Below are 26,611 nucleotides of genomic sequence, written 5' to 3' on the forward strand. Positions count from 1 at the left end.
TAGCGTTTCATTGTGCGTTGCCGAATTACGGTTATGAAAAGCGCATGGGGGCGGAAGACATCCAATACAGCAAGTGGCGCTTTGGCCACGTCCTGTTCGACGAAACTGGCGGAAAGCTGGCGATCAATGGACAGGCGGTCGAAATTGACCGCAATTGCGCCGCCCTGCTTGCCGCTCTGCTGCGCCGCGCGGGCGAACCGCTGGGCAAGGATGAATTGCTCGAAATCGGCTGGCCGGGGCGCATTGTCCACGAGAACTCGCTCGCCAAAGCAATCAGCCGGCTACGCCAGGCGCTCGGCGAGGATGGCGCGCGCGTCGAGGCGGTCTATGGTAGCGGCTATCGGCTGACAGGGCCGGTCAAGCGCCTCGAAGCCCTGCCTCCAGAGGCGCTGGAAACCAGCGGGGTGGTCCGGCGTTTTCGCGCGCACCTGTTCGGCGACCGTCGGCGGGCGATGATGACGTGCGCCATCACTATTGCCAGCCTCAGTCTTCTCGTCGCCGGGCTGGCCACATGGTGGGCGATGACTGCGCGGGCGCAGCTTGCCGAACAGGAGCGCGAGGTCGAAGTACTCCTGACCTTTTTATCGTCTGACGTGCTCGCGGCAGCCGACCCTTATGCGGTGGGCTATCAGAATCAATCGCTACGCCAGGCCGTCGAGCGGACGGCCGCGACGATGGATAACCGGCTGCGCGATGACCCCGAGACGCGCGTCATGCTTCACCGCACCATTGCGCAGGCCTTTTCGGGCTGGGGCGAATATGAAAAGGCGGTCAACCATTTCGATCGCGCGCAAATGCTCAGCGTGCGACTTCATGGCGTTTACGCGCGCCAGAACGTCCCGATAGATATCGGGCTGTGCCAGAATTTGCGCCTCGCCGGCGAAACGCGGCGCGCGGAACGCATCTGCCGGCGTGCCGAACAGGTGGCACGCGACACGCGATCGCCGCTGCTCGGCGCCGCGCAGACGGTGCGCGCCAAACTCCAGTTCGAGATCGGCGAATATGATCGCGCCGCCACGGCATTGGCCGGTGTACTGCAAAAGTCGCAAGGACTGTCATCGGCCGAACGCGCCGATGCGGAGTGGTTCTACGCTCTTTCGTTGCGCAAGCTTGCTCGCTTCGACCTGGCTGATGGAGCGTTCCGGCGCCATCTGACCATCCGCCAGACGACAATGGGCGCATCGCATCCGCTCACCGCCTGGGCGCATGCCGATTACGGCGACTTTCTGGTGGCGGCTGGCGATTTCGCTAAGGCCGAACAGCATCTTGCTGCGGCGCAGAAGGTCTTCGACGCTGCGCTCGGACCCGACCATCCCGAATCGCTCTCGCCCGCCTACAGCCGCGCGGTCGCCGCGCTGTGGCGCCGCGACTGGACGGGCGCGCGCTCGATCCTGCACCCGTTGCTCGCGCGCTATCGCGAAACGCTGGGTTCGGACCATTTCTGGACGCTTTACGTGATGAGTGAATTGGCGCTGGCTGAGGCGCAGATAGGTGAATCGGGGGATGCCGAGGCCCTGCTGCGCGAGGCGCGGCAGACCGGTGCGCGGGTGCTCTACGGCCGCGAAGGCAAGGCGGCGCATTTCCATATGCGCTGGGCGCGCGCGCTGATCGCACTTGGCAAGGCCGACGAGGCCGAGGATGAACGCCGCCGCGCGCTTGAGGCAATGGACCGTGCTGGCTTCATGCCCGATCATCCCTGGCGCGCCCGGCTGCATTGCCTGTCGGCACGGATCGCGCTGGTGCGCGGCGAAGAGGCGGCCGTATTACCCGCAGGGCGCGCTTGCCTGTCGGCCCTTGGCGCTGCCGACCGCCTTCCCTCCACCTATCCGGCGTTGGCAGAAGCGAAAGTGCTTGCTGGTGTGGATCTGAGCGCGATGCAGTGATGCCACATTAAGCATCTGAAAAATCGTTCAATTCATAATTTTCAGAATCTCCGGGAAAGAAATTTCAGCCTTTTTCAACGGCGGGGCAAAGATTTTCAGAGCGGCGGACATGATCCTTCCCTTCGTGGCGTAGAAAGCGCTGAATGGGAGATGTCCGGTGAATTCAACAAAGAAGATGATTGCAGCCGCAGGCTTGGCGGCCGCCATTGCGGTCGGCGCCGGCGTGGCATCAGCGCAATCCGACCCGTTGGTCCCGATTTCAGGGTCGCAAATATCCTATTGGGCGGTCAGCGAGCGGGAAGCGTGCCTCGTCGCGACACGCAATCCGTCGCCCGCTGGACTGCGCTCATTCGAGGCAGGAAGCTGCTCCTGCACTTCGAGACCGAGGCCTGGCGGTAGTGGCCGCATGAAGGAATATCAGTGCCGGGCGTCCTTCAATGGCATGGTCCGGCAGTCCAGACATGATGGGCTGATGCGCGCCATCGAGCAGGCCAAGGCCGCGCGACGCGACGGCAGGGGGACATCTTCGCGCTGATGGTTATGCGCATTGCCTTTGTCATGGTCGCCTCGGCCCCACTCGCACTGTGGTTTGGTCCCGCCGCTGCGCAGGATGCGCGCTGGGCGGTGCGGACGGCCGATGCCCAAGGGCGCAGCGAGGGGGGCGGCTGCGCCGCGGCACGGACACGGGCGATGGACGAGGCGCGCAAATATCTGGGGCTGAACATCCGGGGCTGCACCTGTGCCCCGATCGCATCGAAGGGCGACGGGCCCTCGGCGGTCTATCGCTGCCGGGTGACCTACGAGGTTCTGGTTCGGACGAGTTCAAACTGAAGGAGGGAAACTGTTATGAGACAGACATTTATCGCCACGGCCGCTCTGGGTGTTCTCGCATTTTCCGGCACCGTTATGGCTCAGGGCGGCAGCGACAATTATATTCACGCTGGAGCTGTCGGCGTATCCCCAGGCGATGCGTGTGAAAAAGCCAAGGATAATGCGCGCAAGCGGCTGCTAGACACCGAGCTTCGGGGATTTAGTTCTTGCGATTGTGGTCCGTCGGGCTGGAGCAAGAACTCGAAATATCAACATCGCTGCAAAGTCACCGCCTATTACCGACCCATCGATCAGGGCGGCGTGCAGCGGTGATTGCCATGAAGCAACCGCGCCTTGTCTTGGCGGTGACCTGTAGCATCGCAGCGCTAGCGGTTATCGCTGCGATGCCCGCATCCGCCCAATCGCTGTCCGATGGCGACTACGAACAATGCTCGGTCTATCGCGACGGGCGTTTCATCGGGCACGACAGCGTGTGTCTGGAGCGCAAGCGCGCAGCGATCCGGCGGTTGGAGGAGGATGACGGCTATCGCCCCCGCTATCGGCGCGGGGGTTACGACAGCCGTTACTCCAGTGCCTATCGCTGTCCGCACTGGGCCAACGGCGGACGCGGTTACAATGCCACCTGGTATTCGGATGGACGCTCGCCGTCACTCACGGGCATCTACACCTATGACGCGACGCTCGACGGCCGCCCCTGCATTCCGCACCCGACCTACCATGGTTCGGGTTATCCATGAGGAAATCCATGATGATGCGCTTTGCCAAGCAATACCTCGCGGCGGCGGTTGCCGTCGTCCTGCTTCCCGTGCCCGCGCAGGCGGAAACGGCGGCCGAGATCGACGCTCTCCTGAAGGATATCCACGAAAAGGACATTGAATCGTTCAACTACTGCGCGCTCGACAATGACAATGAAGTGTCGAAACTCTGCGGCCAGAATGCTGGGGCTGTCGTGTGCGACCTTCATGCCATCATGATCATCGCCGACGGGAGCGGTCTGGCAAGGCGATACGCGTCCGATGTTGCCGATTTGACAAGGATCGTCGGCAGGAATGCTGACTATCTCAACGAACTGATCGACCACGGATATATGGAAGACACCGGCAAGATGTCCAATCGGACGTTACGCCAATATTGCCAGCGTATTCAGGCTGTCGCCATTCCCTAGACGCGTTGAGTTTCTGGGGAGCGTCCGATGCTATCGAACCCTATCATACGGGCCTTCATGCTGGCTGCAATCGGGCTCGGCATTACCGGCGGTGCGGACGCGCATGCTCAGCCCGCCATGTCCCTCATTCCCTCTCCCTGGAGCGGCGGCATGTCCGCCGCCGACCAGGCGGCGTCGGCGGCGAAGCGACCCGCGCTTGCCGACGCCAACTGGAATCACGAAGTCTGCGTTGTCGCCTATTCCTTCGAAGGCGTACCTGAAGAGGTCGCTCGACGCAGGGCGGTGTTGCAACGCACGCACAAAGAGAACGCAGCGCAGGCCGAACAACGCCGCCAGCTGGCCGCTCTGGAGCATCAGGCAGCCGAGCACTTGCCCAATATCCCCAAGTGCAAAGGGCAGTTCTTTCGCCCGGCGCTGGAAAGCCTGTGCGACTTTCAGGTCGGCGACAACCGCTTCTGCGCGCAGCTTGCAGGTCCCGCGCTCCCCGGTGTCGAACTGGTTGAGGATCGGGCAGAGTTCGTTCGCGGTCTTGCCTGGAACAAGGTCGGCAATCTGTTCTCCAAACGCGTCGCCTTTGAGCCGGCGCCATGGGCCACATCGGACGACCGCGGCGTTGATCTGTCAAAGCAGGCGGAAAGTGGCATCGCCTATATCGCCGCGACCAACAAGGCGGTGAAGCACGCCGACGGGAGCCCGATCGGGCAAGGCCTCGGGCAATGGGCGTTCAGCATCGAAATGCTCCGCCTGCCTTGGCGTGAGCTGGAACCGGATCGGATCGTGTTCGCCGGGGACGTCGCTGTCAGGACCGGGATGACCGCCGCCATCGGGCGCTACACCCAGTTTCCGCGCCTGCACTTCCAGGCCCATATGTTCGATGTGCTGCTGGAGAGTGAATCCGCTACGCTCGGTGTCGAGATGCTGGACGGGACGCATCGCGAACTCGGCGCGCCGGCCTGGTTCGAGCCGATTGCCGACGGAGCCCCCGCCTTCTATTCGAGTTTCGCCAGCTATCGCATCCACGCCGTCGCACTGCCGTCGGCGGAGGAGATGCAAATGATCCTCGACCCGCAAGCCGCCTTTCTCACTGCCAGCTTCGCGATGCGACTGGAGGACGGACGGATCGACACGGTGACGCTGCGCACTCCGCTGACCGGCATCGCCGAAGCGTGGAAAGCAATGAACGCTGCCAATCTGAAGGCGCACCGGCGAATCCGGCGGGCAGAGCGGGCGGCGGAAGGCGGGTAACAATGAGAGTTGGGGGAAAGGCATGATCGCTCTTTGGAAAAACAGGCGACGCTGCGCCATACTGGCCGCGCTTGTGTTGCTTTCGGTTGCGGCATGCTCGGATGACGGGGCGGAGGGAGCTGCCAGTGGAGCGCTGACCGCACCGCAGCAAGTGGCGGATGCAAAGGGCGGCGATGGGGCCAACACCGAGACAGCCGATCACGCCCGTTCGGTGCGTATCGGCGCCGCACGCTCCGATTTCGGACGATGCGAGCCGATCGGACGGGTCGGCAACCTGCCAGGCGGTGACGATAATTTCCTGGCTGTGCGCGCGGGACCGAGCAGCAAAGCACAGGAGCTTGCGCGGCTCCGCGATGGTGCGCGCATTTATCTTTGCGACCGGAACGAAAATGGCCGGTGGCTTGGCGTGGTCTATCGGTCGAACGGACAGCTCCCCAAAGGCGATAGCTGCAATCTTCGCGAGTCCGGGGGGGCGCTTGCCGCCGTTGGTGAATGCCGTCTGGGATGGGTTTCCGCGCGATATGTGATGACCGAACGGCATGTCGATGAGGGCGGCCAGCCGCTTGCGACACGCGCTTTGCCGGTGCGCGAGACGGAAGCGAATAGTGGCGAACGGCCTGATGCGGCGGAGACGGTCGCTTACATCGGGGACCAATGTATTGGTCAGTTGTTCTATGATTGGGATGATGAAATAAAGGACCAGTGGCGAGATCGTATCGCGAAGAAAATCGAGTACGATAGCGACCGTAGGTACATATCCATCATGCAAACAGACATTAGATCGGATGATATAGATGATCCGAATTATTTCGGTATCATTAAATTTGACGCAAGGAAGGCATTTTTCAACATAGCTGAAGGAGATGATGTCAGCTCTATGAAACTCGCTCATGCCAAATACGTCAAAATATCATGTATTTCCGGTGACTGCATGGCATGGAGCAGAACCGATGGCGACAGCGGAAAAACCTATGAGGGAAGGCAAGGCTCCAACACACTTGCTTGCAAGAACCCGGAGCGAGTCGTTCGCGCTCTCGAGCATTTGCAGTCCCTTGCTGGAGGGGGCATGCAGCATGATCCGTTCGCCGATTAACCGTCCGCCACGCCGGGGCACTTTTGCCGCGACTGGCGCGATGCTCGCTCTCCTGCTCGCCGCGCCAGTGCATTCGAGTGAGTCCGGCAATGACGTTCCGGCAGATGGTTGGGGCTATCTCCATGCCCAGTGCATGCAGGAACGGGTCGCCGAGCCGCGCAATATCTGCGAGGTCGAGCTGAACGACGAACCCGTACTGGCGATCATCGTCAGCAATATCGTGCGTCTGGATGAAAAGTCTTTCGATCCCTACGCTCGCTTCACCGCAGAACTGAAGCGGCTCCACGGTTTGGATATGGAACCGCGCGAAGCGGGGCCGATAGCGAACTGGGAATTTGCGGAAGCGGCGCAAGTTGAAGCCATGCGCATCACCCGCCGGGTTGAAAAGGGCAAGGTCGCCTTCCTCGCGCTGTCACTAGAACCCGAGCGGCTGGCCGATGAGCCGAACGCCGAGGAGATGGAGCGAATGCCTCCGCCGCTTCCCAGCGTGGCGGCGGCGTGGCAGGACGAGACGCTGACCGTCTGGCGCACCGATACGGCTTGCGGACTGCGCGACAAGGACGGAAACGAGACTCTGCCACCGCTGGTGATCGATCCCTTTGGCGAGGCGGGAGAAGGCTGCCCGTTCCAGGTCGCGTCGGGCCATGGCCTCTACGCCTTTCATGTCGAGCGCAGCGGCACGATCTGCGGCGAGAAAGGCGTCTGCACGGAAATTTACGGCCCTGACGCGAATCAGATGCTTGTCGCCGATTATTCACCGAACCTGCTGACCGTCCACCGCGGCCTTCACAATCTTGGCCTACTGGTGACCGGCGATCGCGTCCAGCGGCTTTGGTCCTTTCCCGAGCGCCGTTACATCTCGGGTGCGCTGCCCTTTTTTGACCTGGGGCCGGACGAGCGCGTGCTCGTCGGCGACACCACGATCCGCCACAACCGCGTGGCGGTGCCGTTCGAGCGCCACCGCTCGCCCGCCACGGAGCCCTTTGCGGATACCGCCGACGAATATGCGCTGTTCTTCCTCGATACACGGCGGTTCGAGGATGTGGTCTTGGCCGATCCGCTTGCTCTTGCCACGCCCGCCGAGCCGCCAGCCTTCACCCGATACGAGGCGGAGGCGATCGAACCCTGCGCCCATGAATCGGCCTGGCTGCTGAGTGCGGACCGGCGCGCCGAGCAATATCTAAAGAACAGCTATTACGAGTTCGACAAGCATTTCCGTGCTTTTACCGGATCGCTCGCGCGCGATATCGACGTGGCGAAGGCCGATCCCGCACGAGCTACTCGCATCGCGGAGCGGCTCGATGCGCTGATGCCGCGTCTCGCGCGCCTCTTGACCGGCGTGGCTGCCCCGGCGGACAGCCTTGCGGTGGCGCGGATTTCGGGGTCGTTCGAGTTCCAGTCACCCGAAGGCGTGCAGCCCGGCGACGGACACACCGCATGGCTGCGCGCCGCGCTGGCCGAGGAAATGGTGCTGGGCGAAGACCGTGCCGCCGCGGATGAGGCCGGCGAGCGCATCGATGCCTTCCTGACCTCGCTGGGCAAGCTGCGCTACGGACTGCGCCGGCTCGAAGCGCGGACGGATGGGCGTGATCGCGACGCGGATCTCGCCGCGTTGCACGGCGATGCACAGGCGCTGGTGCGCAATTGGCGCGACGGCTTCGACCCGGCTCTCAAGCAGGCGCTGTTCGACGCGGAACCGAGCTTGGCCGAGCGGCTCCACCGGCGTATCCGCGCCATGTGTCCGGAAAGCTAGGCCGTGGCCATGCGCCCGATACTGCTGGCACTGGCCGCCCTGTTTAGCAGCGGTGTGCATGCTGAGGAGCCCGTACCTTGGCCGCCGCCGGAAATCTGCGCCCGTAATGCGGACTGGGCCGACGATGCTCCTGACGAAACCGCGCGCGAGTTCGAAGAGGCGTTCCGCGAGTTCGACTGGCGCTTCGCCGGTTTTTCCGAACGGTTCGCGCGGGCTTTCCACACCGAAGGACAAGTGCCGGACGCGAGCGAGATGGCGGTCCTGAGCGCGAGCATGGAGGACGTCTATCGCGCCCTCGCGCGCCTGCTCCCGCTGCGCGAGGCAGGCAATGAGGCATGGCCGATGAAGTTCGTGCTGGAAGAGATTCCGGGCGGTGTCTCGCTACCCGACTTCGACCCGCCCGACCGCGAAGAGGTACTGCGCGCCGCATTCCTGCGCGAACTCGTCACCGTGCCGCTGCCCGGGCCGGAACGGTCGAGGGTCCGCTTCCTCGCGCGTCTGGAGATGACCGGTTGGCTGGAGGACATCAAAGACGACAGCGGCATCAGCGAGGGCACTATCGGCGCTTTGCATATCTTGGCGAGTGGCGCGCTCGACGAAGCCTATGAGGCCGATTTCCGGCGGCCCGCGCTACGGGTGCTGGACCATGGCTGGCACACCAGCCTCGCCAACCGGCTGCGGTCGCAGGTGCAACGCATGTGCGAGGAAGCGGAACAATGAACTTGAATCCCTTTAAGGCCGGAGTGCTTGCATCCGCCGCTTTTGCGCTCGTCGCCTGCGGCGAGGTCGACCTGGCAGCTTATGAGCGCGAGGAGTTTCCGGCCTGCTACGTCGATAACGGCGCCTGGGCGGGAGAGGACCGCGCCGCACGCTATGTCGTAGGAAGCTTCGACGATTTCGAAATCCACTTCGCGCAGTTCCTCGACAAGCTGGATCGCGCGGCGGGCAAGGCTGTTTCCGAGCCGCCCCAAAGCTGGCCGGCGCTATTCGCCCCCCTGCACGACGAGGCACAGGCGAATATCGTCCGCCTCGGCCGTCTGTTGCCGCGCATGAACCGGCCGCTCGATCTCGCGCCGATGACGGGGCAGTTCGAGGAAGGCACGATCTGGTGGCCGCGCGGCGATCATCACACCGAATATCTCGCCGTTGCGCTCGCAGAGGAATTTGCCGGGCACCAGAATCTGGCCGAACATATGGCGGCCTTCCTGTCGCGGTTCGAACAGGCCGAGGCGCTGCTGCTCGATCTTAAATTTTCCGAAACGGGCGCCGACACAATGTCGAGCGCGCAGGACGTCACCCGCGCCGCCCAGCAGTTACGCGATGGTTGGGAGGCGGTCGAGCCCGGAATGCGGCGCGTCATTTTTGATCGGCCCGACATGCCCATCGGCGAAAGCCTGTCCGAACGGTTGCAAACCCGCGTTACGGCAATCTGCAAGAATTACAGCGAATGCGGCGATGGGGAGAGTTGCGGCGGAGGCGCCACCAGCGACGGCCTCACCGGCGAGCCGATGGAGGCTGGATCATGAGAGGAGAATATTTTCCGTTACACCCTTTACGCATCCCGTCAGGCTGGACGTTGCGACACAATAATTTTGTCGATGCGCCGCTCGGGCATTTCTACGGATACTATGACGGCCTCCTGCTACTCGCCTATCACGCCGAATGGGATCTGCTGACCGATCTTTCTTGGTTGCCCGGACCGCCGGGGAAAGACCCTGCGGAGGCGGGCAGCTTTCTGCTGCGCGTGATGAGCGACGAGAGGACCGGACACGAATTGCATCGCATCGAGTCTCGCGATCAGGCCGTCATTGTGACGGAACTGGAGCGATTGTTTGCGGAACTGCCCGTCCGCCACGCGCCACGCGTCCGCTATGCCAACTATTCGTGCGAGGAAGTCGACATGCTGATGGGGCTCTACAAGGCGATGCTCAAGCTGAGATCCGAAGACCCCGCTTTCGATGCAAGCTGCCAAACCGGCGATCTGGGGATCGAGAGCAAACTTCAGGCAATCGCGCCGATGGCTCGGCGTTACTGGGAAGGGATCGACCCGGAGACGCGGGATAGCGACTCCCGTTGGACGGAACGGATCTTCTACCCGAATGTGCTGCAGCTGTGCGACTGGTCCCATGCGCGCCGGGAAAAGGAGAACGACTTGTTCGCTCGCTGGGACATGTACTTCAGGGGAGCAAAGGGATGAACGGCAGCATGTGGCCGGGCGTTACGGGGCGTCGATTATGGGGGGCAGCCTCGCATCGGGCAGCGGGCGGGGAAGGAAAGCCGTGAGCGAGCCGCTGCGTCTGCTGCCGATGCGAATTCCTGCGGGCTGGGCGGTGCGGCATAATCGATTGGTCGATGCGCCTGCCGATCACCCGCTGTGGGACCATTTCGGCACTTTGTTGCTGGCCTGTCACGCAGATTCCGACCTTCTGCTTGAACTCGCCTGGAATCCGAAGATCGGGGGGACCGGCCGCTTCCTCCTGCGGATATTCGAAGAGTCGCAGTGCGGAGAGAGCCTGCATCGCTTCGACGCCGGCGACGTGGCAGCAATCGTCGCGGAGGCCGAGCGCCTTATGGATGGTTTGGCTATGCGTGGCCCCGCCTCTGAGGGAGAGCGCAGGTACACGCAGGACGATATGGCGACCCTGTTCCACCTTTGCGGAGCGTTGACGGCGCACTTGGGTCAGAAGGAAGATGTTAGCCGGACGAATTTGGACGGGTCGATGGCCGCCAAGGCGGTGGCGCTCGCCCCTTTGCTTGAACGCTTCTACAATTCTTTGCCCGGTACCGACCTGGAGCGCATTGGCGAGTTCGATGAGGACTTCATTCCGCAAGCGGTCGGCCTTTTCGACTGGACCAGCCCGGACAGCGAAAGTGAAGCAATCTTGCTCGCGAGGCTGAACGCGAAGTTTCGAGGTTCCCCGACGTGACGGGCGATAGGGAGGTTGAGGGTTACCCGCTCCATTCGCTCCGCATCCCCGCCGGATGGCTGGTGGAATACAACCAGTTCTACGACATGCCTTTCGACCATCCCATGGCCTGGTCGGTCGTGTGCAAGGACACGCTGCTCATGCTCAGGCATATGCGGCGCGACGTGCTGATCGATCTGAGCTGGACGCCCGCCGAAGACCCGGGCGGCGGGTATTTGCTGCGCGCTTTCGAAGGTGACCATTGCGGGCAGGAGCTTCATTCCTTCGAAAACCGCGACCACGCGTCGATGATCGGGGAGATCGAACGACTGCTCGAGGAGATCGGCGGATTTCGCTTTCCACCGCTGGGAGATCAGGCCGCATGCTGATCGATTTTGAGCTAACGCCGATAAAAGAAGTCGTGCCCTGGGGCACCCCTGGCAATCATAGCCTCACCTGGTTTGGTTTAACGGAGGGTCGATATTGGATAAACGCGGGAGTGGCTACGCTGTTCGAATATAGCGACCGTGTCCGCCACAGTGACGGAAGCAGATATTGCGATTACTACGTCGCTAGAATCTTCGAAGATGTGATGAACATGCTGCCCACTATCCTGGAGGCTGTCCCCCAAGATCTCAGGGCATATGTTTCTGGAAACTCCGGACGTGAATGGATCAAGGCATGTGAATCTTGGTCCGAGAAAAATCTCGACGAAGGCGCCGAAGATGAAACTTGGGATACGTGGGAGCGTGCCAATTTATTGCTCCGTGATCGGTTTCTGGAAACGGGTTATCTCTCCCCGTCGACATCGATAGTGATGTGGTCGGATGAGACTGACGTGCACATTGAGTGGGGCAATCGCGACAAATTTATCGACGGGGGGTTGGCGTGGTCCGCGGTAAGCGGCAGCTTTCATCTGCCTCGCGAGAAATTCGTGATGGAAGTCGAGGCATTTCATGCCAGGCTGTTCGAGCGGATGACGTCTCGGATCGAGCAGGTTGCAGCGGGAGCGCTTCACCCGGACGTTCAAATCGATTTGCCCGGCCTCATTGCCGAGAATGAGCGACGTCAAGGTATGTTCGCTCAGGCTCTTGGACAGAAAGGTGCCACGCCCTGGGACGAAATCAGGTCGGCCGTTTTCGAGATTTCTGCTGATGCGGCGTCAAACGATTAGCTGACCAATCGAACATTTTCTCGCTGCGATTGGCGGTTTTCGCTTCGCACTACTGGAGAACGAGACCGGACGAGCTACCGGCATTCCGATGACATGATCGGTCCAGTCAATGACGTGCGGGCGCTGCCGATCGCCCTCTCGATGGACTTGCCGCAGGGCGTCGATGCTGAGCGCATCTGCCTTGACCTTGCTTTCTACTAGAATGCCAGGGTTAGCGGCAATTTCATCGATCCCACGGCGCTCCGGGTTAAGGCCATTCGAATGAGATTGTGCGGTCCGGCGAAACACGACAAGCCCTTACCAGCGGTGCCAGTTCATTCAGCACAGATGTCAAGGCTGCATCCGTAACCAATGTACTGACAAAATCCAGTTCTCCCAGAAGACCGTCAGCCTGGACTGAATTCAGGGCCGTGTCTTGCTCAAGTAATGGCAAGAGATGGAGTTCATATGCGCTGCCTATCAACACGAGTCGACGAAACAAGCGCTCGGATAGCCATATTTCACGACCCGAACATTGGATGCGAACCAGTTCGTCGTCCGCATAGTCTTCGGGTCTCAGAGAATTCACGCTCTTCCTCTTTCCTGAACACAACCTGATGGCGTGCACGACCCCGCACAAGCGTAGCTGTGCGATGATGCGGCCGTTGTAGGTCCACGTCTAGTAATACAGTTGTCTATGCGGCAGTTTGGTGCCCTGTTGGAGGAGGCGCATGAGAAGGCGCCGCTCTATCTTCGTGACACGCCTCGAAGAGCCCCTGATCGGCAAGGGCGGGTCCCTGGCAGCGCAGCTATCGCGGCTCGACCTGATAGCCGACGAGCTTGGATAAGTTCGCAATGCGCCAGCGTTCCCATGCGCGTCAGTTCGCCCATGAAATGCGCGTCTGAAAATCGGTGACTGGCGAGAACATCGGTTTGCAACGCCAACGCTGTTGCGGGTGACCGACGCCCCGCTACAGCGCTCTCGATTCGCGGCGTGCTTGCGCGTAGCAGCACGAAGACCTACATTGGGTACGTTCACGTCAGAAATGCGAGGTAATCGATGCCAACCCAGCCCCGTCGCCAGCAGAGAGCGATCACGATCCGCTCCGAGCACGCGCTTGCCCGGCTCGCCATTCTGACGCGGGACGGGCGCAGCCAGGCCCAGGTTATCGAGGAGGCGTTGGACCGGATGCCGGTGCCGCCCCAGGCACGATCCGCCGAGGAAGTCATGGCGCGCGTCCGGGCGATAACGGCCCGCGGCAGGAACCTCCCTCGCATAAGCATGGCCGAGTTCGACGAGCAGGAATATGATGAACGCGGTATGCCGCGATGATCGTGGACACGTCAGCACTGGTCGCCATCCTTTATGAAGAAGATGGCGCTGACGATCTGCTCGCAGCGCTTGTGAGCGAACCTGCCCTTATGCCCGCACCGGCGGTGTTGGAGTTTCTGCGGGTCGCTGAGATGCGATCGCCCGAACTCGGTAAGATCGGTCGCGATCTGCTGAAGGAACTCTGCGGAAACGGGCTAGAGATTCTGGCCTTTGACGAACGCCAGGCGCAGATCGCGGGGGATGCCAATGCGCGGTATGGCAAGGGAATGAAGAATGGCGGCGTGCTGAACTTGCTTGATCTCATGGTCTATGCTGCCGCGAAGGACCGGGACGAGCCTGTGCTTTGCACGGGACGGGATTACGCCTCCACCGATGTGAGCATGCACCCCGCGAGCCGCTCTTGGTAGGCAGATCGCAGACCAGGAAGTTGCTGCGCAAATTGGCCGTCAGTTTTGCGGCCCTGTCGTTCTTGCTGTGCGGATATCCGGTGACGCCGGCTGATGCTCAAGCGGATCGTTCATCGGCGTCGGTCTATACGTTCGATATTCCCGCGCAGCGCCTGGACCTCGCCTTGGCTCGGTTGTCATCGGTGAGCGGCGTGCAGATGCTCTATGATAGCCGTTTGGCGGTGGGTCGTCGCTCCCGTCCCGTGGTTGGCCGCTATACGTTGCAGGAAGCGCTCGTGACGATGCTGGATGGAACGGGGCTGCGCGCACGTTTCACGCAGGGCGGCTCGGTGGTCATCACGGCGTCCGCCACCCCGGACATGACGCTCGATATGCTGACGGTGCGCGCAACACCGCTGATCGGGCAATCCGAACCCGATGCGCGAGCACTGGCCTATGTCAGCCTCGTGCAGCGCGAGATCGTTGCGGCGATGAAATCGGACGCGGCCCTCTCGGGCGGCGACTATCGGATAAGCGTCAGGATGTGGGTCGATGGCGAAGGACGGGTGGAGCGATCGAATCTGATCCGGTCGTCGGGCGATGCCTCGCGGGATCGGACCTTCGGCGCATTCCTGCGCGACCTGCGGATCAGCGAGCCGCCCCCTGAAGGTTTGCCGCAGCCGATGCGCATCGAGTTCCAGGTCCGATGATGGCACAGGATGCATGAATGTCATCTAACCGTAACAGTTCAGCCCTTATTGGGCGCTAGTGTCCTGGACCTGAGGGATCGGGACTCTGCCGGACTTGCGCATATCCGATGACCAGGAATGAGATAGTCGGCGGGGTCATTTCCTGCGCCTTGCACGCCGCATTGTTCGCGGCGCTTTTTTTTGTGTCCGCTCCGCAGTCAACCTCTGACGATCGCGGCGATGCGAGGCAGACAGTCCAGATTACGCTCGTTCCAAGTGATGCGTTTCGGCGGGAGGCGAAGGTTGGGGAAGATGCGCCGGCCCCGGCGCAAGCCGCACCAAGCCCGGAACAAACTACGGTTTCGGAGGCGCCTTCGCGAAAACGAGGATCATCATTTTCGCGTGGGTGAACGACGAAACAACCTTGTGCACTTATGGCTCGAAATCCGACGCCTATGCGGTGTTCCGCAAGATGCTCGACAAGGGCAATCCACCTGATGATTGGGCAGCGCTGCTCACGGCGGCGTCCAGCCCCGAGACGCTATCCCGGCTAGCCTCGGCCTCGCCCGAGGCACCATGAAGCGCTCCGCCGAAAATGGCGGAGCGCTTCGACCGCCGTCAGGCGGTGATGGCGCCAGCCTTGATCGCGAGATGCGCGTAATGGCTCAGCGGATATCCGGCCTCGAAATACAGATCGCGTTCAACCGGCAAACCGAGCGGCCCGCGCAATGCTTCCAACTCGGTGAGACTGACCGATCCCAGCTCGGGTTCCCCAACGCCCAGGTCGCAAAGGCCGTAGAGGTAATCCGGCCGTTGCGGGTCGCATTCGGAGATGAGCCAGGTGGCACCGGCATCCGGCGTGAACAGCTTGACGACCGGATGTGGATCGAAGGCGGGATTGTCGCGGCTCTCGCGTCCGTTGGTGATGAGCTGGTCGCGGATCGTGTCGGTAATGAGTTGCATGATGGCCTCCATTCGAGATGCCCTCCGATCGAGGGCGTGGAGGTGTTCGGCCGGCGCAAGCGAGCGGCCGGGGTCAGGCCCAACACGGTCCGGTGCGGGCCGGGCTTGACCCCGCCGCGGCGCCGGTCAGGCGACCGGAACCGCCTTGTCGGAGGACAGAGAGGAAGGAGAGATCGCTCTCGATTTCCTGCATCCGTGCCGGAATATCACGTTGGGCGCGCAGTACCCGCCCAAGTCCCAGGCGGCGCGGTTGGCACTACTGCGGCGCGCGCGCTCTCGAGTCGGAAAGAGAACAGAAGGCGGCAGGCGTATGCTCTTGCCAGCATTGGCTTGGCGGACGGTGCCACCACGAACGCTTATTTGCGCTACGCCATGCTGCGCTCCGGCATTCGATGGAACGCTATTCTACGCTGGGCTTTGCAACGTCCTGCTGCAGCAATCGGTTGTCTCCTTGCGTATCAGGTTCATTTCCCCAGAATTGCCCTATGGGCGCGCATAAGCAGTCAGATCGCGAAAGCGCGGAGATCGTCGATCTCTATGATTACATGCCGCAACCCCGGATTCGGCGTGGCGGGGCCGTGCGCGAACCACGCAGGCGGCCAAAGATCACCGATGACCTGCCGAAGAGCCTTCCCGTCACGAGCCGCGAGATTGAGCTTTACGAGCTTTATTTCGCCGATTTCTTCGATGCGCTCTTCGCCAAGAAGAATTGATTTTTCAGGAGGTGGACGATGAAGGACGACGATGAACTCGTCGCCTCGCCGATGGCGCGCGCTGCATTTTATCTGCGTGTCTCGACCGGCAGGCAGGCAGAGCATGATCTATCCATTCCCGACCAACGACGCCAGGCGCACAGCTTCTGCGAGGGCAAGGGCTGGACGGTTGTCGGCGAATATGTCGAGCCGGGAGCGTCGGCGACGGACGACCGACGCCCTGAATTCCAGCGGATGATGGATGCGGCTTCGTGTCGGCCCGCTGAGTTCGACGTCATCGTCGTCCATAGCTTCTCCCGCTTCTTCCGGGATCAGTTCCAGCTCGAATTCTATGTGCGGCGGTTAGCCAAGAATGGCGTTCGTCTGGTGTCGATCACTCACAAGATGCCACTGGCGGCATAAAACGAATGTTCTGCTTCGACTTATGGTCGGTGGCGAAGGCGAGGATGCCCATAAGCTCGCCGCGTAGCTCGGCATGGACCTCGCCGCGCTTCGGGCCGGGAGTCAGCACGATCTCACCGATAAGCGAGCGCAGCGCCTCGGCCGCCTCCCGGCCGCCATCGGGATCGTTGAGGGCTTCGGTGAACCGCTCCACGTTCCGGCGATAGACGCTGGCGATGTTGGGATGCACGTCCGGCACATCGGCGGGGGCCTGTGCCATGCGGGCGATGATCTCGGCCTTGTCGCGTTCAAGCTCGGCCATCCGCGCTTTCATGGACGGCTGATACATGCCGTCCTCGATTGCCGCCATGATGCCGGCGATGGCGCGCTCGATCTTCTCAAGCGCTTTCTGATCTGTCTGTGACTGTGCGCGGCGATCACGGTTAAGCCGATTGGTTTCCTTGGCATAGGCGCGCACGGCTTCCGCGACCGCCTCCGACGATACCAGCTTTTCTTTCAAGCCCGCCAACACACGCGCCTCGATCTCGTCGCGCCGGATGGTGCGGCCGTTGTCGCAGATGCCTTTGCGCAGATGATTGCGGCAGGCATAGCGGTCGGTCATCACCATGCTGATCCTGCCGCCGCAGCATCCACAGGTCAGCAGGCCAGAAAGAAGGGTGACGGGCCGGTTGGTCAGATGCAGCCGCCTGGCGCGACCCTCACGGGTGTTGGCATGGTTGGGACCATACAGGGCGGAGATGCCGCGCTGGCGCTCGCGCACCGCCTGCCAGAGTTCGTCATCGACAATCCGCAGATGCGGAACCTCGGTCCTGATCCATTCGCTTTCCGGGTTCACGCGCGAGACGCGGGTTCCGGTCTCCGGGTTCTTGATGAAGCGCTGCCGGTTCCAGACCAGAACGCCGGCATAAAGCTCGTTGTTGAGGATGCCTGTGCCCGCGACGGGATTGCCGCGAATGGTGGCGTCGATCCATGGGCGGTTACGAAGACCGGGAACACCCTCCCGGTTCAACTGGAATGCGATCTCCTTCGGGCTTCTGCCGCTGGCGTATTCGCGGAAGATGCGCCGCACGATCTCGGCTTGTTTCTCGACAATCGCCCGCTCGCCCCGGATCGGCTCGCCATTGGCGTCAAGCTGATGGATGACGCGATAGCCGTACGCGGCTCGACCGCTTCCCGCCTTTCCATTCTCCACCCGCCCGCGCTGGCCGCGATGCGTCTTGATGGCGAGGTCCTTGATAAACAGGGCGTTCATGGTGCCTTTCAGGCCGACATGAAGCTCGTTGATCTCGCCTTCCGACAGGGTGACTATGGGGATGCCTGCAAAGCGCAGGCGCTTGAACACGGCGGCCACGTCCTCCTGATCGCGGCTGATGCGGTCCAGCGCCTCGGACAGCACTATGTCGAAGCGACCCATCTGTGCATCGGCAAGCAAAGACTGGATACCGGCGCGGATCATGGAAGAGCCGGAAATGGCGCGGTCGGAATAGGTCTCCACCACGGTCCGGCCCTCGCGCTCCGCGCGCTCGCGGCACTGGCGCAACTGATCCTCGATGGAGGAGTCACGCTGGTTCTCGGAGGAAAAGCGGGCGTAAAGAGCGGCGCGGAGCATGGTGGCGTCCTTCCTGTCTAAAGGTTCTTCAAATCCTTGATGAGCGCGAACAGATGCAGCGGGTCGGTGGGAGACGGCTGAAAGTCGAACCGCTCATAGAACGAACGCGCCGCATCGTTCTTGGCGTGAACCACGAGCGCCCGGACACCGGCAATGTCGGCGACTTGCAGCGTCCGCAAAACGGCATCGCGTAACAGCCCCGCGCCGATCCTCTTGCCCTGCCACGCCTCGCTGACGCCAAGCCGGGCCAGCAGCATGACCGGCACAGGATGGCGGGCCAACCCTTTGGTCAACCGCTCGGGGGCTTCCTCGTGACGGACCTCGCCGACAACCAGAGTATAGAAACCCACGATGGCGTCGTCTTCCGCAATACCCAAATAGGTTTGCGAGGCGTTCGCCATCTGGTTCGGCAGAGCGAAGCGGACCAGAAAGCGATTCAGCGCTTCCTCGCCGCAATCGAATGTTTCGACGGCATGACGGCGATGCAGCTTCTCGATGCGAAGACCCGTCACGAAGAACTATCGTCCGAAAAGACGCCCGGCTCGTTCATCAGCTTGCGCAGGCGCGGCAGATCACGCGGGGGCGCGTCCAGCGCGGCAACGAAGGCTTCCCACTTGTCCGGTGGAAGCTGGAACACGCGGCGGTCGGCAAGGGCTTCCTCGGCCCGGCCCAGCGCGCTTTCGAGCACGAAGTCGCTCAGCGTGCGCCGTTGCGCCTGCGCGGCGGCGGCAAGGGTATGCTTGGCCTCCGCCGTCAGGCGAAGATCGAGCTTTTCGGTACGGGTGATGCGTGCGGTCATGACATTATCTCCTGACCACATCGTATTGATACGCCCGACAATGTCAAGACATTTCGCCTGCGTCATAAGTCAGCGTCCTGCTCGTCGGCGGAATTCGGCGCATTATCGTTCGCGGCCTGCGTGGCCTTCTCGAAGTCCTCGCGCGCCATGCGCCTGCCGATCAGGCGGGCAATGGACAGCACTACGGCGTCCAGGCGCTCGAAAGCTTCGATCTTGCCTTCGGCGTCCTGTTCACCGCGCGGATGATTGTCGTTGGCCGGGCTCTCTCCACGAGATTGCTTCCTGTCATCTTCCATGGCTGTCCTCCACCTCTGGCCGCCACCTGACGGGATCGGCCACCCAGCGGTCGATGTCGGATTCATGCCAGCCAGCACCGTTGGTGCTGATCCTGATCTGGGCCGGGAAGGTGCCCTCGGCGATCTTGCGGTAGATGGTGGACCGCGACAGGCCGGTGCGGGCAAGCACGGTCTTGAGGCGGATGATACGGTCTGGTCGGGGCATGGCGGCAGCGCCTCCTGCTGGTTGTTTCTGACTGCCCCTGATCCAGTCAGACTACCGATTCCCCGTTTCGCAACAATTATTTAGCTGGCGTAGTGCTATGGCGTAGAAACGGCGGTAAAAAGGAAAAACCTACATGTCGATCCCGAGGCTTCGGCCTCTTCCGAGACCGTGGCTGATGGCGAGGTCGCGGCTGATGCCCATGCCTGATTCGAACGAGATGCCGAGATCGCGCTTGCGGCCTTCAAGCAGGGATTCAAGCTGCGGGTCGCGTTCAAGGCTCATCGCCATGTTGCCCATTTCGGCGCGGATGGACCGGTAGCCGGAATAATCGCCGGCCGCATACTGGCGCGCTCCGCTCTGCTTGAGCTCCTGAAACCGCTCGATAAAACGGTCGGCGCGCAGGTTGGGGTTCTGGCGCATCTCGGTTTCCAGTTGCAGGGCACGCCTTGCCGATAAGGCCCTGTCTCGGTCACCCGAAGCGGCCTCGGTCGCAAGTTCGGGACTCCTCTTGTAGACGGCCTCGGCATCATGGGAGCCATGAGGCCGGAGTTTGTCGAAGCCCGTCCGAGCCTCTTGCAGTTCCTCGATCTGTTCAGGCGTAGCGGCGATGTCCTGCGCCTGCGCCCGCAAGATCGCATCCACGGCGCGGGCATGGCGGACGAAGGCTCGGCCACGGGCGCGGCGCAACGCCGCCTCCGGGTCGATCTCCGCCTCCTTCCCGGCGTTCTCCCTTTCCGGCTGCTGCACTGCATCTGTGCCAGGCACACCGTTGCCGGAAGAGCGCAGGCTGTCGACGATGTCCTCGATCCGGTCGCGGACATTCTCCGGCACGATCTTGCGCATGATCTGAGCAACACGGGCCCGGAAGGTGATACCACGCCGCTCAGCATAGTCCTGCGCCGGGTCGATCTGCTGTTGGTAATCCGATGCCATGTCCTTGGCGCGGTCGCGCGACAGGGTGTTCACCAGTCTGTCCTGCGTGGAAAAATCGTCGCGGCCGTAATGCAGGTCCATCCCGTCGCGGTGCCGCGACAGGGCGACATAGCTGCCGTGGGCATCCATGCCCGGTGTCGCCAGAACATGGGTGCGGTCCACCGTCATACCCTGCGCCTTGTGGATGGTCGCCGCATAGCCGTGGTCGATGCGGTCATAGTCTTTCAGGTCGAAGGCGATGGGCCGGCCATCGTCGGTCTGCACCGTCATGCTCTGCGCGCTGACCTGTTCGATGGTGCCGAGCGTTCCGTTCTTGACGCCAAGCCCGCGTTCGTTTTGCAGGAACATGACGCGATCCCCGGCGGCGAAGTTCCGTTCTCCGCGCTCGACCTTGAGGCGCACATCCTCTCCCAGATCGCCCGCGTCCCGCATCCTGTCGCGGGCGGCCTCGTTGAGTTCCCGCACCTCGGCATTGGTATCGGTGAGGATGATGCGGCTGGCATCCGGTGATGCCCGCCGGTCGCGGTCCCATCTGTCGATCAGATCATCGCGGGCCTGTTCGCGCGTCTGTGCCTCATGCACCATGTCGTGTCGGTCATAGGCATGGATCGCCTCTCGGGTTCTGCCGGTCGCCAGATCGCGCGTGGCGTCACGCTGCCAATCCTCACGCTGGCGGCGCACGGTTTCGATTTCGACGCCGCCATGACGGTCATGGATTGAACGGAAGGCAGCTCCCGCTTCTATGGATTGCAATTGCTGCGGATCGCCGACCAGAACGACCTTTGCGCCTGCTTCGGCGGCATGGGAAAGAACGCGCTCCATCTGGCGCGTGCCGACCATCCCGGCCTCGTCGATCACCAGAACATCGCGACTGGTGAGCATGTCGCGGCCGCTCTGCCAGCCATGTTCCATGCTGGCGATGGTGCGTGAGGATATGCCCGATCCGCCTTCCAGATTTTCCGCCGCGATGCCGGAGAGCGCCGCGCCGCGCACCTCGTAACCGGCAGACTCCCACGCCTCGCGCGCAACGCCGAGCATGGCGCTCTTTCCCGTTCCGGCATAGCCAACGACGATACCGAGATCGCGCCCGTCAGTGACATGCGCCAGCGCGTCGGCCTGCTCGCCCGACAGGATCAGCCCGCGTTCTTCTGCACGCGCAAGTGCTGCCTCTCGGTCCCTGTCGCTGACCTCGTGCAATTCCTTCTCGGCCATCAATTCCGCCGCGCGGTGTAGGCGCTGTTCGGCCTCGATCATGTCGCGGGTGGTGAAACGATCCACACCGCGCGAATCCTGACCAAGCTCGACCAGATCGGGCGCATTGCCCATCGCGCCCATCACCTCGTTGAACTGCTCGATGCCGTCGCTGTGCCGGTGCGCGAACATCGCCATGTCGCGACGCGTGAAGGTCGATTGCTGATGCGTGATGGCGTCCAGTGCGATTGACGGATCGGCGATGATGCGCTCGCCATTGTTGCGGGCGATCTCGCGGTGCATGTCCGCACGGTCGGCGGCCTCTATCCCTTCGCCCTCTATGCGCAGTGCGGGTGCGCCGATCTGTGTTTGCGGCTCCAGGTCGATGCCCTGCGCCTCAAGGCTGCGATGGTCGATGCGGGCGTCGATGTCGAGTTCGGCAAGGCGTTCGTTGACGTGTTCGGCCCAGCGTTCGCGCCAACGCTCGACCATTTCGGTGCGGTTCCAGTCGCGTTGCTTTTTGCCGAACCCGTCCTCATCCACCTCGCGCATGGTGAGCATGACGTGGGCGTGGGGTTTTGGGCTTCCGTCCTCGGCATAATCCCAATGGACATTGAGATCGGCGATCATGCCCTGATCGACAAATTCGGACTGGGCGAAGTCGCGGGCAAGCTCGATGCCCTGCGCCTGCGTCATCTCGCGGGGAATGGCAAACTCCACCTCGCGCGCAAGCTGGGCATCTTTCCTCACCTCGAAGGCTTCGACATCGTTCCACAGCCGTTCGCGGTCCTCCCAGACCTCGGGCGCATGATCGGGCAAAAGCACCTCGGAATGGACGACGCCGCGTTTGTTGGAAAAATCCTGATCGCGGTCGAGGCGGTTGTCGCGCATCCGCGAGGCCGAGCGGTAGGCGGCGGAAGCCACCGCGCTCTGGCCGCTCTTGCGGGAAATGACCTTGACGTGAAGATGATAGATCGCCATCGCGATCCAAGCATTGCCACGCTCAAGCGCACGTCGGAACGACGTATAAGCGCGCCCTCCCTCGAAAAAATCTCGGGATGGACCGGACCGTGCCAGACCGTCCCGGCAACAATACTGCGTTCTGCCGTCTGTGCAACTATCCTTACCGCATCAACGACTTGCTACCGGGAAAGGACACGACAATGCGCAAACCACGCGACTACGATGCTGAACTGAAGGCGCTGGAAGACAAGGCCAAGGAACTGAAGACCCGCAAGGTGCAGCAGCTTGGCGAACTGGTCATCGCCACCGGGGCCGATGCGCTCACCGCCGACGAACTGGCCGGTGCGCTGGTCGTGCTGGCGGAAACCACCGATGCCGGAAAGAGGGAGGCGTGGGCCAAGCGCGGAGCGGCGTTCTTTCAAGGCCGGTGGCGGCGAACTGGATCAGCGACTGACCGCGACACTGGCGGCGCTCAAACGCAACCGGGCGGCGCGCAACCGGCATCAGGCGCAACGGGCACGGCATGACATGCGAAGCTGGCAGATCGAGCGCCGAAAGCGCACGCGCCATCTGATCGAACTTGGCAGCCTTGTGGTCAAGGCGGGCATCGTGGACCTGACCGGCGACGAACGCGCCGTAATCTACGGGGCGCTGATCTGGATCGCCGAAAAGCTCAACAGCGAAGACGGCGAACATGCGCGCGGCGTCTGGAAGAAACTCGGAAAGATGGCGTTCGAGATGGAGCGTCCGTCAGCCCCGAATGACCCAACTCAAACGCCGCAGGGTCAGGCGTGACCGATGGCGCGCAGCGCGAAAACATCAACGGTCGTCATGCTTCCCAAGTGCACGGCGATTGCCGACACTGAGAGTGGGCGGAAGGGAAAGGGTTGGCAAAATTGGAAAGAGAGGGGAGTATGTTTGGACCATTTTCTGAGGGGTAGCAGGAAAAGTCAGACATGTTGAAAAGGGCTCTTCGATCTTCTGTTCTCGCATTTGCAGTTTTCTTTGCAATGTGGTCACAGGCTTCTGCCATGGACATCGTTCGAGCTGTCCTTAATGGTGATGCCGCTACTGTGCCGCTGTCCCAGCTCCGGCATGTGCCGAGGTAAGCGGAAGCGGGGGTATGAACAAGAGCATATTGGTGGGGGCGGCTTTTCTGGTCGCCACGGTCACTGTGTCTGGGAGCATCGCGCAACCGCTTGCCCCATCGGCGCAATCGCAAGAGTCCCGCTCCGCGGGCTCATACCTTCATGATCTGTGCGATGAGCTTTCATCCAAAGCGGCATGGGCTAAAGACTGGCGTTGCCTTGACGCCGGCATTTTCGACAACGGCACAACGCCCCAGCGTATTTACGATCTGCGGCAGCGCGATCGTGCATCGCTGACAGATGAAGAGAAAGCCATTCTCATCGCTGCCGATAAGGTCGGCAATATCCGTTTCTGTCATAGTTCAGCCGGTAACGAGGGCTCAGCCGGCAATGCATTCCTGATAAAGTATCGTGGACAGCCAGCAATCATTGCGTCAGGGCACTTGCTGATAGACTTCAAGACCGGGAAATCGAGATGCCCCGAGAGGACGCAGTTCGAGTTTTATCCGAACACCAGTTACTACAATCCCTTCGACCCATCGGAGAAAAGCAGCTTCTATCTAAGAATCATTGTTGCTCGGACGGCGGCTGCTGAAATCAGCCGATTGCAGCAGTTAAAAGGGGAATTCAATACGGATGAGGACTATCTCATCCTGTATCTGGACGGGGACCCAACGAAAGATGTCATGCCGAACGGCAATGTGAGGTCGTTTTTCAGGGACAGCGCCAACAAGTTGCAGTCCGGAAAAGGTGTCTACATGATCGGTTTAGGGGCCGATCCGGAGGGCATGAATCTGGCGATGCTGTACCAGACTGGCTGTAATTATCACCGGGATTATGATCGCCTGAACCACGACTGCGCCAGCATCAACGGGTCCAGCGGAGGAATTCTCGGCTTCATGGAGGGCGGAGAAATCGTGTTCGCCGGAATTCATCGCTATGCCATAGTGGCAAACACGCACATGCCCGGTCCGTCGGAGGGGTACGCTAATATGTGGAACGTCGCAACGTCGGTCCACTACGTCCGATCCAAAGAGAATTAATCCCCCGCCCGGAGGAAGCACCTTGAAAATCAGTGCGTGCGGAATGGTTCTGGTATGTTGCTGCGCCATGGCGCTTTCGGCCTCGTCCGCCCATGCTGGCGGCGCTTTCTCCCTCGATCTTGCTCGCAGTAAGGGGCTGACGGAGTTCCCCTATGGAGAAGGAACTGCGCGGCTTCAGGTTTCGTCCCTAGACGACGACCGCTTTCCCGATGGGATCGTCGTGGAGATCGACGGCTTTGCTCCACACCGTGTCGGCATAGATGACGGCCCATGGGTGAACTATGGACAATGGGCCGGAACGATCAGCTTGTCGGGTTCCAGGGAAGCTCCCTCGATCATGTTCGAGGCTTACTCCGGCGGCGCGCATTGTTGCTCCCTGCTGCGGGTGATTACCCCGGTTGACGGGGCATTGCTCAGCATCGCCTTCGAGCCGGCCGAGGGAGAATTGCGCGCTAAACTGCCTTCAGATATCGACGGCGACGGCATCGTCGACATTGTGCGCGAGAGCGAGCATGTGTGCCGCAGGGCGGCCTGCACCGCCCGAAACGCCATTTACAACATCGTGGATGGCAAGCGGATCGACGTGACATCAGAACCACGCTTTCAGGCGTACCTTGCTCAACTGCCGGAACCGGAGACGCGATGAACCCCTGGATGCTCCTGGCCATAGCCCTCGGTTTCACAACTCTTGGCCCGGCACACGACGAGATAACGTCGCCGGAAATCTCCAGGGTGATCTTCCCCCGTTTCGGCGGACACACTGGGTTATCCGGTCATGATCTGCTCGGCTTGCTCGGGGGTTAGATACCCGAGGGCCGAGTGCATGCGGTGCCGGTTGTAGTAGCCTTCGATGTATCCGAACAGGGCCTGCCGCGCTTCGGCCTGCGTCGCCCATCGGCACTGATGGACAAGTTCGACCTTGAGGGTGTGGAAGAAGCTTTCCATTGGGGCATTATCGTAACAATTGCCCGTGCGGCTCATCGAGGGCGTCGCACCGATCACGGCCAAGTGATCGACATAGGCGCCCGCTGCGTATTGCGATCCGCGATCCGAGTGACAGATAAGACCGCGGTCGGGCCTCTGCCGCTGGGCAGCCATCATCATGGCCGCCAAGGGCAACTCGGTCCGCATGTGATCGCGCATTGCCCATCCAACGATCTTGCGGGTTGCAAGGTCGAGCACCGCGGCCAGATACAACCACCCTTCGCCGGTCGCGATATAGGTGATGTCGGCGAGCCAGATCCGGTTCGGCGCGGTTGCCACGAAGTTCTGAGCCAGCAGATTCGGAGCGATCGGCAAATAGTGACGGCTGTCGGTGGTGCACGGCCGGAACCGGCGCCCAGCCAGTGCCCGGATACGGTGCCGACGCATCAGGCGCTCGACGCGGCCGCGGCTGCATCGATGACCTTCCGCCCGGAGGGCGGCATGCATTCTGGGCGATCCGTATCGCCCTTGATGCCGCGCCTGGAGCCGGCGCACGTCGTGCAGCAATGCCAAGTTCGCCGTGGTCCGCGCGCTCGGTGCACGGACGCACCAGTCGTAATAGCCGCTCCGCGACACGCCGAGCATGCGGCACATGACGTTCACCGGCCAGGTGGACGCATGCTGCTCGATAAAGGAGAACTTCATCGCGGCATCTCCGCAAAGATACCGACCGCTTTTTTTAATATGTCGCGCTCCATTCGCGCCCGATCCAACTCGCGCCGCAAACGCGCGATCTCGGACGCTTGATCCGCTGGCGACCCGATCGCCGATACTGGCGGCTTCGCCGCCGGGCTTACGGGCATGTCGTTACTATCCTGCAACTTGCGCTGCCAACGACGCAGCATTGTTGGCATAATCCCAAGCTCAGCTGCCACTTCGGTCTGCATGCGACCGCTGGTCTCCCACAGCGCTACCGCCTCGCGCTTGAACTCATCCGTAAACCGACGTTTTGTCGTACTCGTCATCATACACCTCCTGGCTCCGC

The 26,611-nt window shown here is 61.8% G+C and carries 32 protein-coding genes and 1 pseudogene; 24 read left to right on the plus strand and 9 right to left on the minus strand.

Features of this window, described 5'->3' with window-relative positions; genetic code table 11:
- Nucleotides 1-44 precede the first annotated feature (44 nt).
- Nucleotides 45-1,883: a tetratricopeptide repeat protein gene (locus LH20_RS05770; RefSeq protein ID WP_053553399.1), complete on the plus strand. Its 1,839-nt coding sequence runs from the start codon at nucleotides 45-47 to the stop codon at nucleotides 1,881-1,883.
- Nucleotides 1,884-1,910: 27 nt separating this feature from the next.
- On the opposite strand, the gene LH20_RS05775 is transcribed toward LH20_RS05770, so the two are convergent.
- The gene (locus LH20_RS05775) at nucleotides 1,911-2,090 is read right to left on the minus strand and encodes a hypothetical protein (protein ID WP_053553400.1); all 180 of its coding nucleotides are present in this window, start codon (nucleotides 2,088-2,090) and stop codon (nucleotides 1,911-1,913) included.
- Between the two features lie 327 nt (nucleotides 2,091-2,417).
- Here LH20_RS05775 and LH20_RS05780 point away from each other — a divergent pair, with 327 nt between their 5' ends.
- The 17 genes and pseudogenes from LH20_RS05780 to LH20_RS22795 form a co-directional block, all read left to right on the plus strand.
- Nucleotides 2,418-2,714, plus strand: coding sequence for a hypothetical protein (locus LH20_RS05780; protein WP_053553401.1), 297 nt, complete (start codon nucleotides 2,418-2,420; stop codon nucleotides 2,712-2,714).
- Nucleotides 2,715-2,729: 15 nt separating this feature from the next.
- A complete protein-coding gene (locus LH20_RS05785; RefSeq protein ID WP_053553402.1) occupies nucleotides 2,730-3,026 on the plus strand; it encodes a hypothetical protein in 297 nt (98 codons plus the stop codon).
- Nucleotides 3,027-3,058: 32 nt separating this feature from the next.
- The gene (locus LH20_RS05790) at nucleotides 3,059-3,451 is read left to right on the plus strand and encodes a hypothetical protein (RefSeq protein ID WP_235527135.1); all 393 of its coding nucleotides are present in this window, start codon (nucleotides 3,059-3,061) and stop codon (nucleotides 3,449-3,451) included.
- A gap of 11 nt (nucleotides 3,452-3,462) precedes the next feature.
- Entirely contained in the window at nucleotides 3,463-3,879 is a 417-nt protein-coding gene (locus LH20_RS05795) for a hypothetical protein (protein WP_158501108.1), read from the plus strand.
- 27 nt (nucleotides 3,880-3,906) lie between these two features.
- On the plus strand, nucleotides 3,907-5,124 hold the full coding sequence (locus tag LH20_RS05800) for a hypothetical protein (RefSeq protein WP_053553405.1): 1,218 nt from the start codon (nucleotides 3,907-3,909) through the stop codon (nucleotides 5,122-5,124).
- Nucleotides 5,125-5,146: 22 nt separating this feature from the next.
- A complete protein-coding gene (locus LH20_RS05805; protein ID WP_053553406.1) occupies nucleotides 5,147-6,217 on the plus strand; it encodes a hypothetical protein in 1,071 nt (356 codons plus the stop codon).
- A complete protein-coding gene (locus LH20_RS05810) occupies nucleotides 6,198-7,970 on the plus strand; it encodes a hypothetical protein (protein WP_053553407.1) in 1,773 nt (590 codons plus the stop codon). The genes LH20_RS05805 and LH20_RS05810 overlap by 20 nt, the downstream gene beginning before the upstream one ends.
- A 9-nt stretch (nucleotides 7,971-7,979) precedes the next feature.
- Nucleotides 7,980-8,690, plus strand: a complete 711-nt coding sequence (locus LH20_RS05815) for a hypothetical protein (RefSeq protein WP_053553408.1) — start codon at nucleotides 7,980-7,982, stop codon at nucleotides 8,688-8,690.
- On the plus strand, nucleotides 8,687-9,496 hold the full coding sequence (locus tag LH20_RS05820) for a hypothetical protein (RefSeq protein WP_053553409.1): 810 nt from the start codon (nucleotides 8,687-8,689) through the stop codon (nucleotides 9,494-9,496). The genes LH20_RS05815 and LH20_RS05820 overlap by 4 nt, the downstream gene beginning before the upstream one ends.
- A complete protein-coding gene (locus LH20_RS05825; RefSeq protein WP_144423532.1) occupies nucleotides 9,493-10,167 on the plus strand; it encodes a hypothetical protein in 675 nt (224 codons plus the stop codon). Before LH20_RS05820 ends, LH20_RS05825 begins: the two co-directional genes overlap by 4 nt.
- Before the next feature lie 82 nt (nucleotides 10,168-10,249).
- Nucleotides 10,250-10,897: a hypothetical protein gene (locus tag LH20_RS05830; RefSeq protein ID WP_144423533.1), complete on the plus strand. Its 648-nt coding sequence runs from the start codon at nucleotides 10,250-10,252 to the stop codon at nucleotides 10,895-10,897.
- Nucleotides 10,894-11,265 carry a hypothetical protein gene (locus LH20_RS05835; protein WP_053553412.1) on the plus strand — a complete coding sequence of 124 codons (372 nt, stop codon included), beginning with the start codon at nucleotides 10,894-10,896 and terminating at the stop codon, nucleotides 11,263-11,265. Before LH20_RS05830 ends, LH20_RS05835 begins: the two co-directional genes overlap by 4 nt.
- On the plus strand, nucleotides 11,259-12,050 hold the full coding sequence (locus LH20_RS05840; RefSeq protein WP_053553413.1) for a DUF5984 family protein: 792 nt from the start codon (nucleotides 11,259-11,261) through the stop codon (nucleotides 12,048-12,050). The genes LH20_RS05835 and LH20_RS05840 overlap by 7 nt, the downstream gene beginning before the upstream one ends.
- Before the next feature lie 1,039 nt (nucleotides 12,051-13,089).
- On the plus strand, nucleotides 13,090-13,362 hold the full coding sequence (locus LH20_RS05845; protein WP_053553414.1) for a hypothetical protein: 273 nt from the start codon (nucleotides 13,090-13,092) through the stop codon (nucleotides 13,360-13,362).
- Entirely contained in the window at nucleotides 13,359-13,769 is a 411-nt protein-coding gene (locus LH20_RS05850; RefSeq protein ID WP_053553415.1) for a type II toxin-antitoxin system VapC family toxin, read from the plus strand. Before LH20_RS05845 ends, LH20_RS05850 begins: the two co-directional genes overlap by 4 nt.
- Nucleotides 13,770-13,789: 20 nt before the next feature.
- Nucleotides 13,790-14,458, plus strand: coding sequence for a secretin and TonB N-terminal domain-containing protein (locus LH20_RS05855; RefSeq protein ID WP_053553416.1), 669 nt, complete (start codon nucleotides 13,790-13,792; stop codon nucleotides 14,456-14,458).
- Nucleotides 14,459-14,819: 361 nt separating this feature from the next.
- A pseudogene (locus LH20_RS22795) lies at nucleotides 14,820-15,017 on the plus strand (type II toxin-antitoxin system YhaV family toxin); the annotation flags it as partial.
- A gap of 38 nt (nucleotides 15,018-15,055) precedes the next feature.
- Here LH20_RS22795 and LH20_RS05860 read toward each other — a convergent pair.
- Nucleotides 15,056-15,412 carry a DUF2958 domain-containing protein gene (locus LH20_RS05860; protein ID WP_235527136.1) on the minus strand — a complete coding sequence of 119 codons (357 nt, stop codon included), beginning with the start codon at nucleotides 15,410-15,412 and terminating at the stop codon, nucleotides 15,056-15,058.
- 473 nt (nucleotides 15,413-15,885) lie between these two features.
- Between LH20_RS05860 and LH20_RS05865 the strand changes: the two genes are divergently transcribed.
- Nucleotides 15,886-16,113, plus strand: coding sequence for a hypothetical protein (locus tag LH20_RS05865; RefSeq protein WP_053553417.1), 228 nt, complete (start codon nucleotides 15,886-15,888; stop codon nucleotides 16,111-16,113).
- An 18-nt stretch (nucleotides 16,114-16,131) separates the two neighbouring features.
- On the plus strand, nucleotides 16,132-16,515 hold the full coding sequence (locus LH20_RS05870; protein WP_053553418.1) for a recombinase family protein: 384 nt from the start codon (nucleotides 16,132-16,134) through the stop codon (nucleotides 16,513-16,515).
- Here the strand turns inward: LH20_RS05870 and LH20_RS05875 are convergent.
- From LH20_RS05875 to traA, 6 genes are all read right to left on the minus strand, one after another.
- Entirely contained in the window at nucleotides 16,487-18,124 is a 1,638-nt protein-coding gene (locus tag LH20_RS05875; RefSeq protein WP_053553419.1) for a recombinase family protein, read from the minus strand. The two genes, LH20_RS05870 and LH20_RS05875, sit on opposite strands and share 29 nt — an antisense overlap.
- A gap of 17 nt (nucleotides 18,125-18,141) precedes the next feature.
- On the minus strand, nucleotides 18,142-18,636 hold the full coding sequence (locus LH20_RS05880; protein WP_053553420.1) for a GNAT family N-acetyltransferase: 495 nt from the start codon (nucleotides 18,634-18,636) through the stop codon (nucleotides 18,142-18,144).
- The gene (locus tag LH20_RS05885; protein ID WP_053556121.1) at nucleotides 18,633-18,923 is read right to left on the minus strand and encodes a type II toxin-antitoxin system TacA family antitoxin; all 291 of its coding nucleotides are present in this window, start codon (nucleotides 18,921-18,923) and stop codon (nucleotides 18,633-18,635) included. The genes LH20_RS05880 and LH20_RS05885 overlap by 4 nt, the downstream gene beginning before the upstream one ends.
- Before the next feature lie 62 nt (nucleotides 18,924-18,985).
- Nucleotides 18,986-19,219, minus strand: a complete 234-nt coding sequence (locus LH20_RS05890; protein WP_053553421.1) for a hypothetical protein — start codon at nucleotides 19,217-19,219, stop codon at nucleotides 18,986-18,988.
- A complete protein-coding gene (locus LH20_RS05895; RefSeq protein WP_053553422.1) occupies nucleotides 19,209-19,424 on the minus strand; it encodes a helix-turn-helix transcriptional regulator in 216 nt (71 codons plus the stop codon). The genes LH20_RS05890 and LH20_RS05895 overlap by 11 nt, the downstream gene beginning before the upstream one ends.
- Before the next feature lie 129 nt (nucleotides 19,425-19,553).
- Nucleotides 19,554-22,529 (minus strand): Ti-type conjugative transfer relaxase TraA, encoded by a 2,976-nt coding sequence (gene traA / locus LH20_RS05900; protein WP_053553423.1) that lies wholly within the window; start codon nucleotides 22,527-22,529, stop codon nucleotides 19,554-19,556.
- A 182-nt stretch (nucleotides 22,530-22,711) separates the two neighbouring features.
- On the opposite strand from traA, the gene LH20_RS05905 reads away from it, so the two are divergent.
- The 4 genes from LH20_RS05905 to LH20_RS05920 all read left to right on the plus strand — a co-directional run bounded on the left by LH20_RS05905 (nucleotide 22,712) and on the right by LH20_RS05920 (nucleotide 25,288).
- Complete coding sequence (locus LH20_RS05905) at nucleotides 22,712-23,038, plus strand: conjugal transfer protein TraD (RefSeq protein WP_053556122.1); 327 nt, start codon at nucleotides 22,712-22,714, stop codon at nucleotides 23,036-23,038.
- 1 nt (nucleotide 23,039) lies between these two features.
- Complete coding sequence (locus LH20_RS05910) at nucleotides 23,040-23,306, plus strand: conjugal transfer protein TraD (protein WP_053553424.1); 267 nt, start codon at nucleotides 23,040-23,042, stop codon at nucleotides 23,304-23,306.
- A gap of 328 nt (nucleotides 23,307-23,634) precedes the next feature.
- A complete protein-coding gene (locus LH20_RS05915) occupies nucleotides 23,635-24,642 on the plus strand; it encodes a hypothetical protein (protein WP_053553425.1) in 1,008 nt (335 codons plus the stop codon).
- Between the two features lie 22 nt (nucleotides 24,643-24,664).
- Complete coding sequence (locus tag LH20_RS05920) at nucleotides 24,665-25,288, plus strand: hypothetical protein (RefSeq protein WP_144423534.1); 624 nt, start codon at nucleotides 24,665-24,667, stop codon at nucleotides 25,286-25,288.
- A 119-nt stretch (nucleotides 25,289-25,407) separates the two neighbouring features.
- On the opposite strand, the gene LH20_RS05925 is transcribed toward LH20_RS05920, so the two are convergent.
- Nucleotides 25,408-26,591 (minus strand): IS3 family transposase gene (locus tag LH20_RS05925; protein ID WP_144423535.1). Its coding sequence is split into 2 segments (ribosomal slippage): nucleotides 25,408-26,297 and nucleotides 26,297-26,591, totalling 1,185 coding nucleotides; the frame shifts between segments, so codons are not numbered across the junction.
- Between the last annotated feature and the right edge of the window lie 20 nt (nucleotides 26,592-26,611).

Source organism: Sphingopyxis sp. 113P3, from assembly GCF_001278035.1.
In the GTDB taxonomy this organism is placed as follows: domain Bacteria; phylum Pseudomonadota; class Alphaproteobacteria; order Sphingomonadales; family Sphingomonadaceae; genus Sphingopyxis.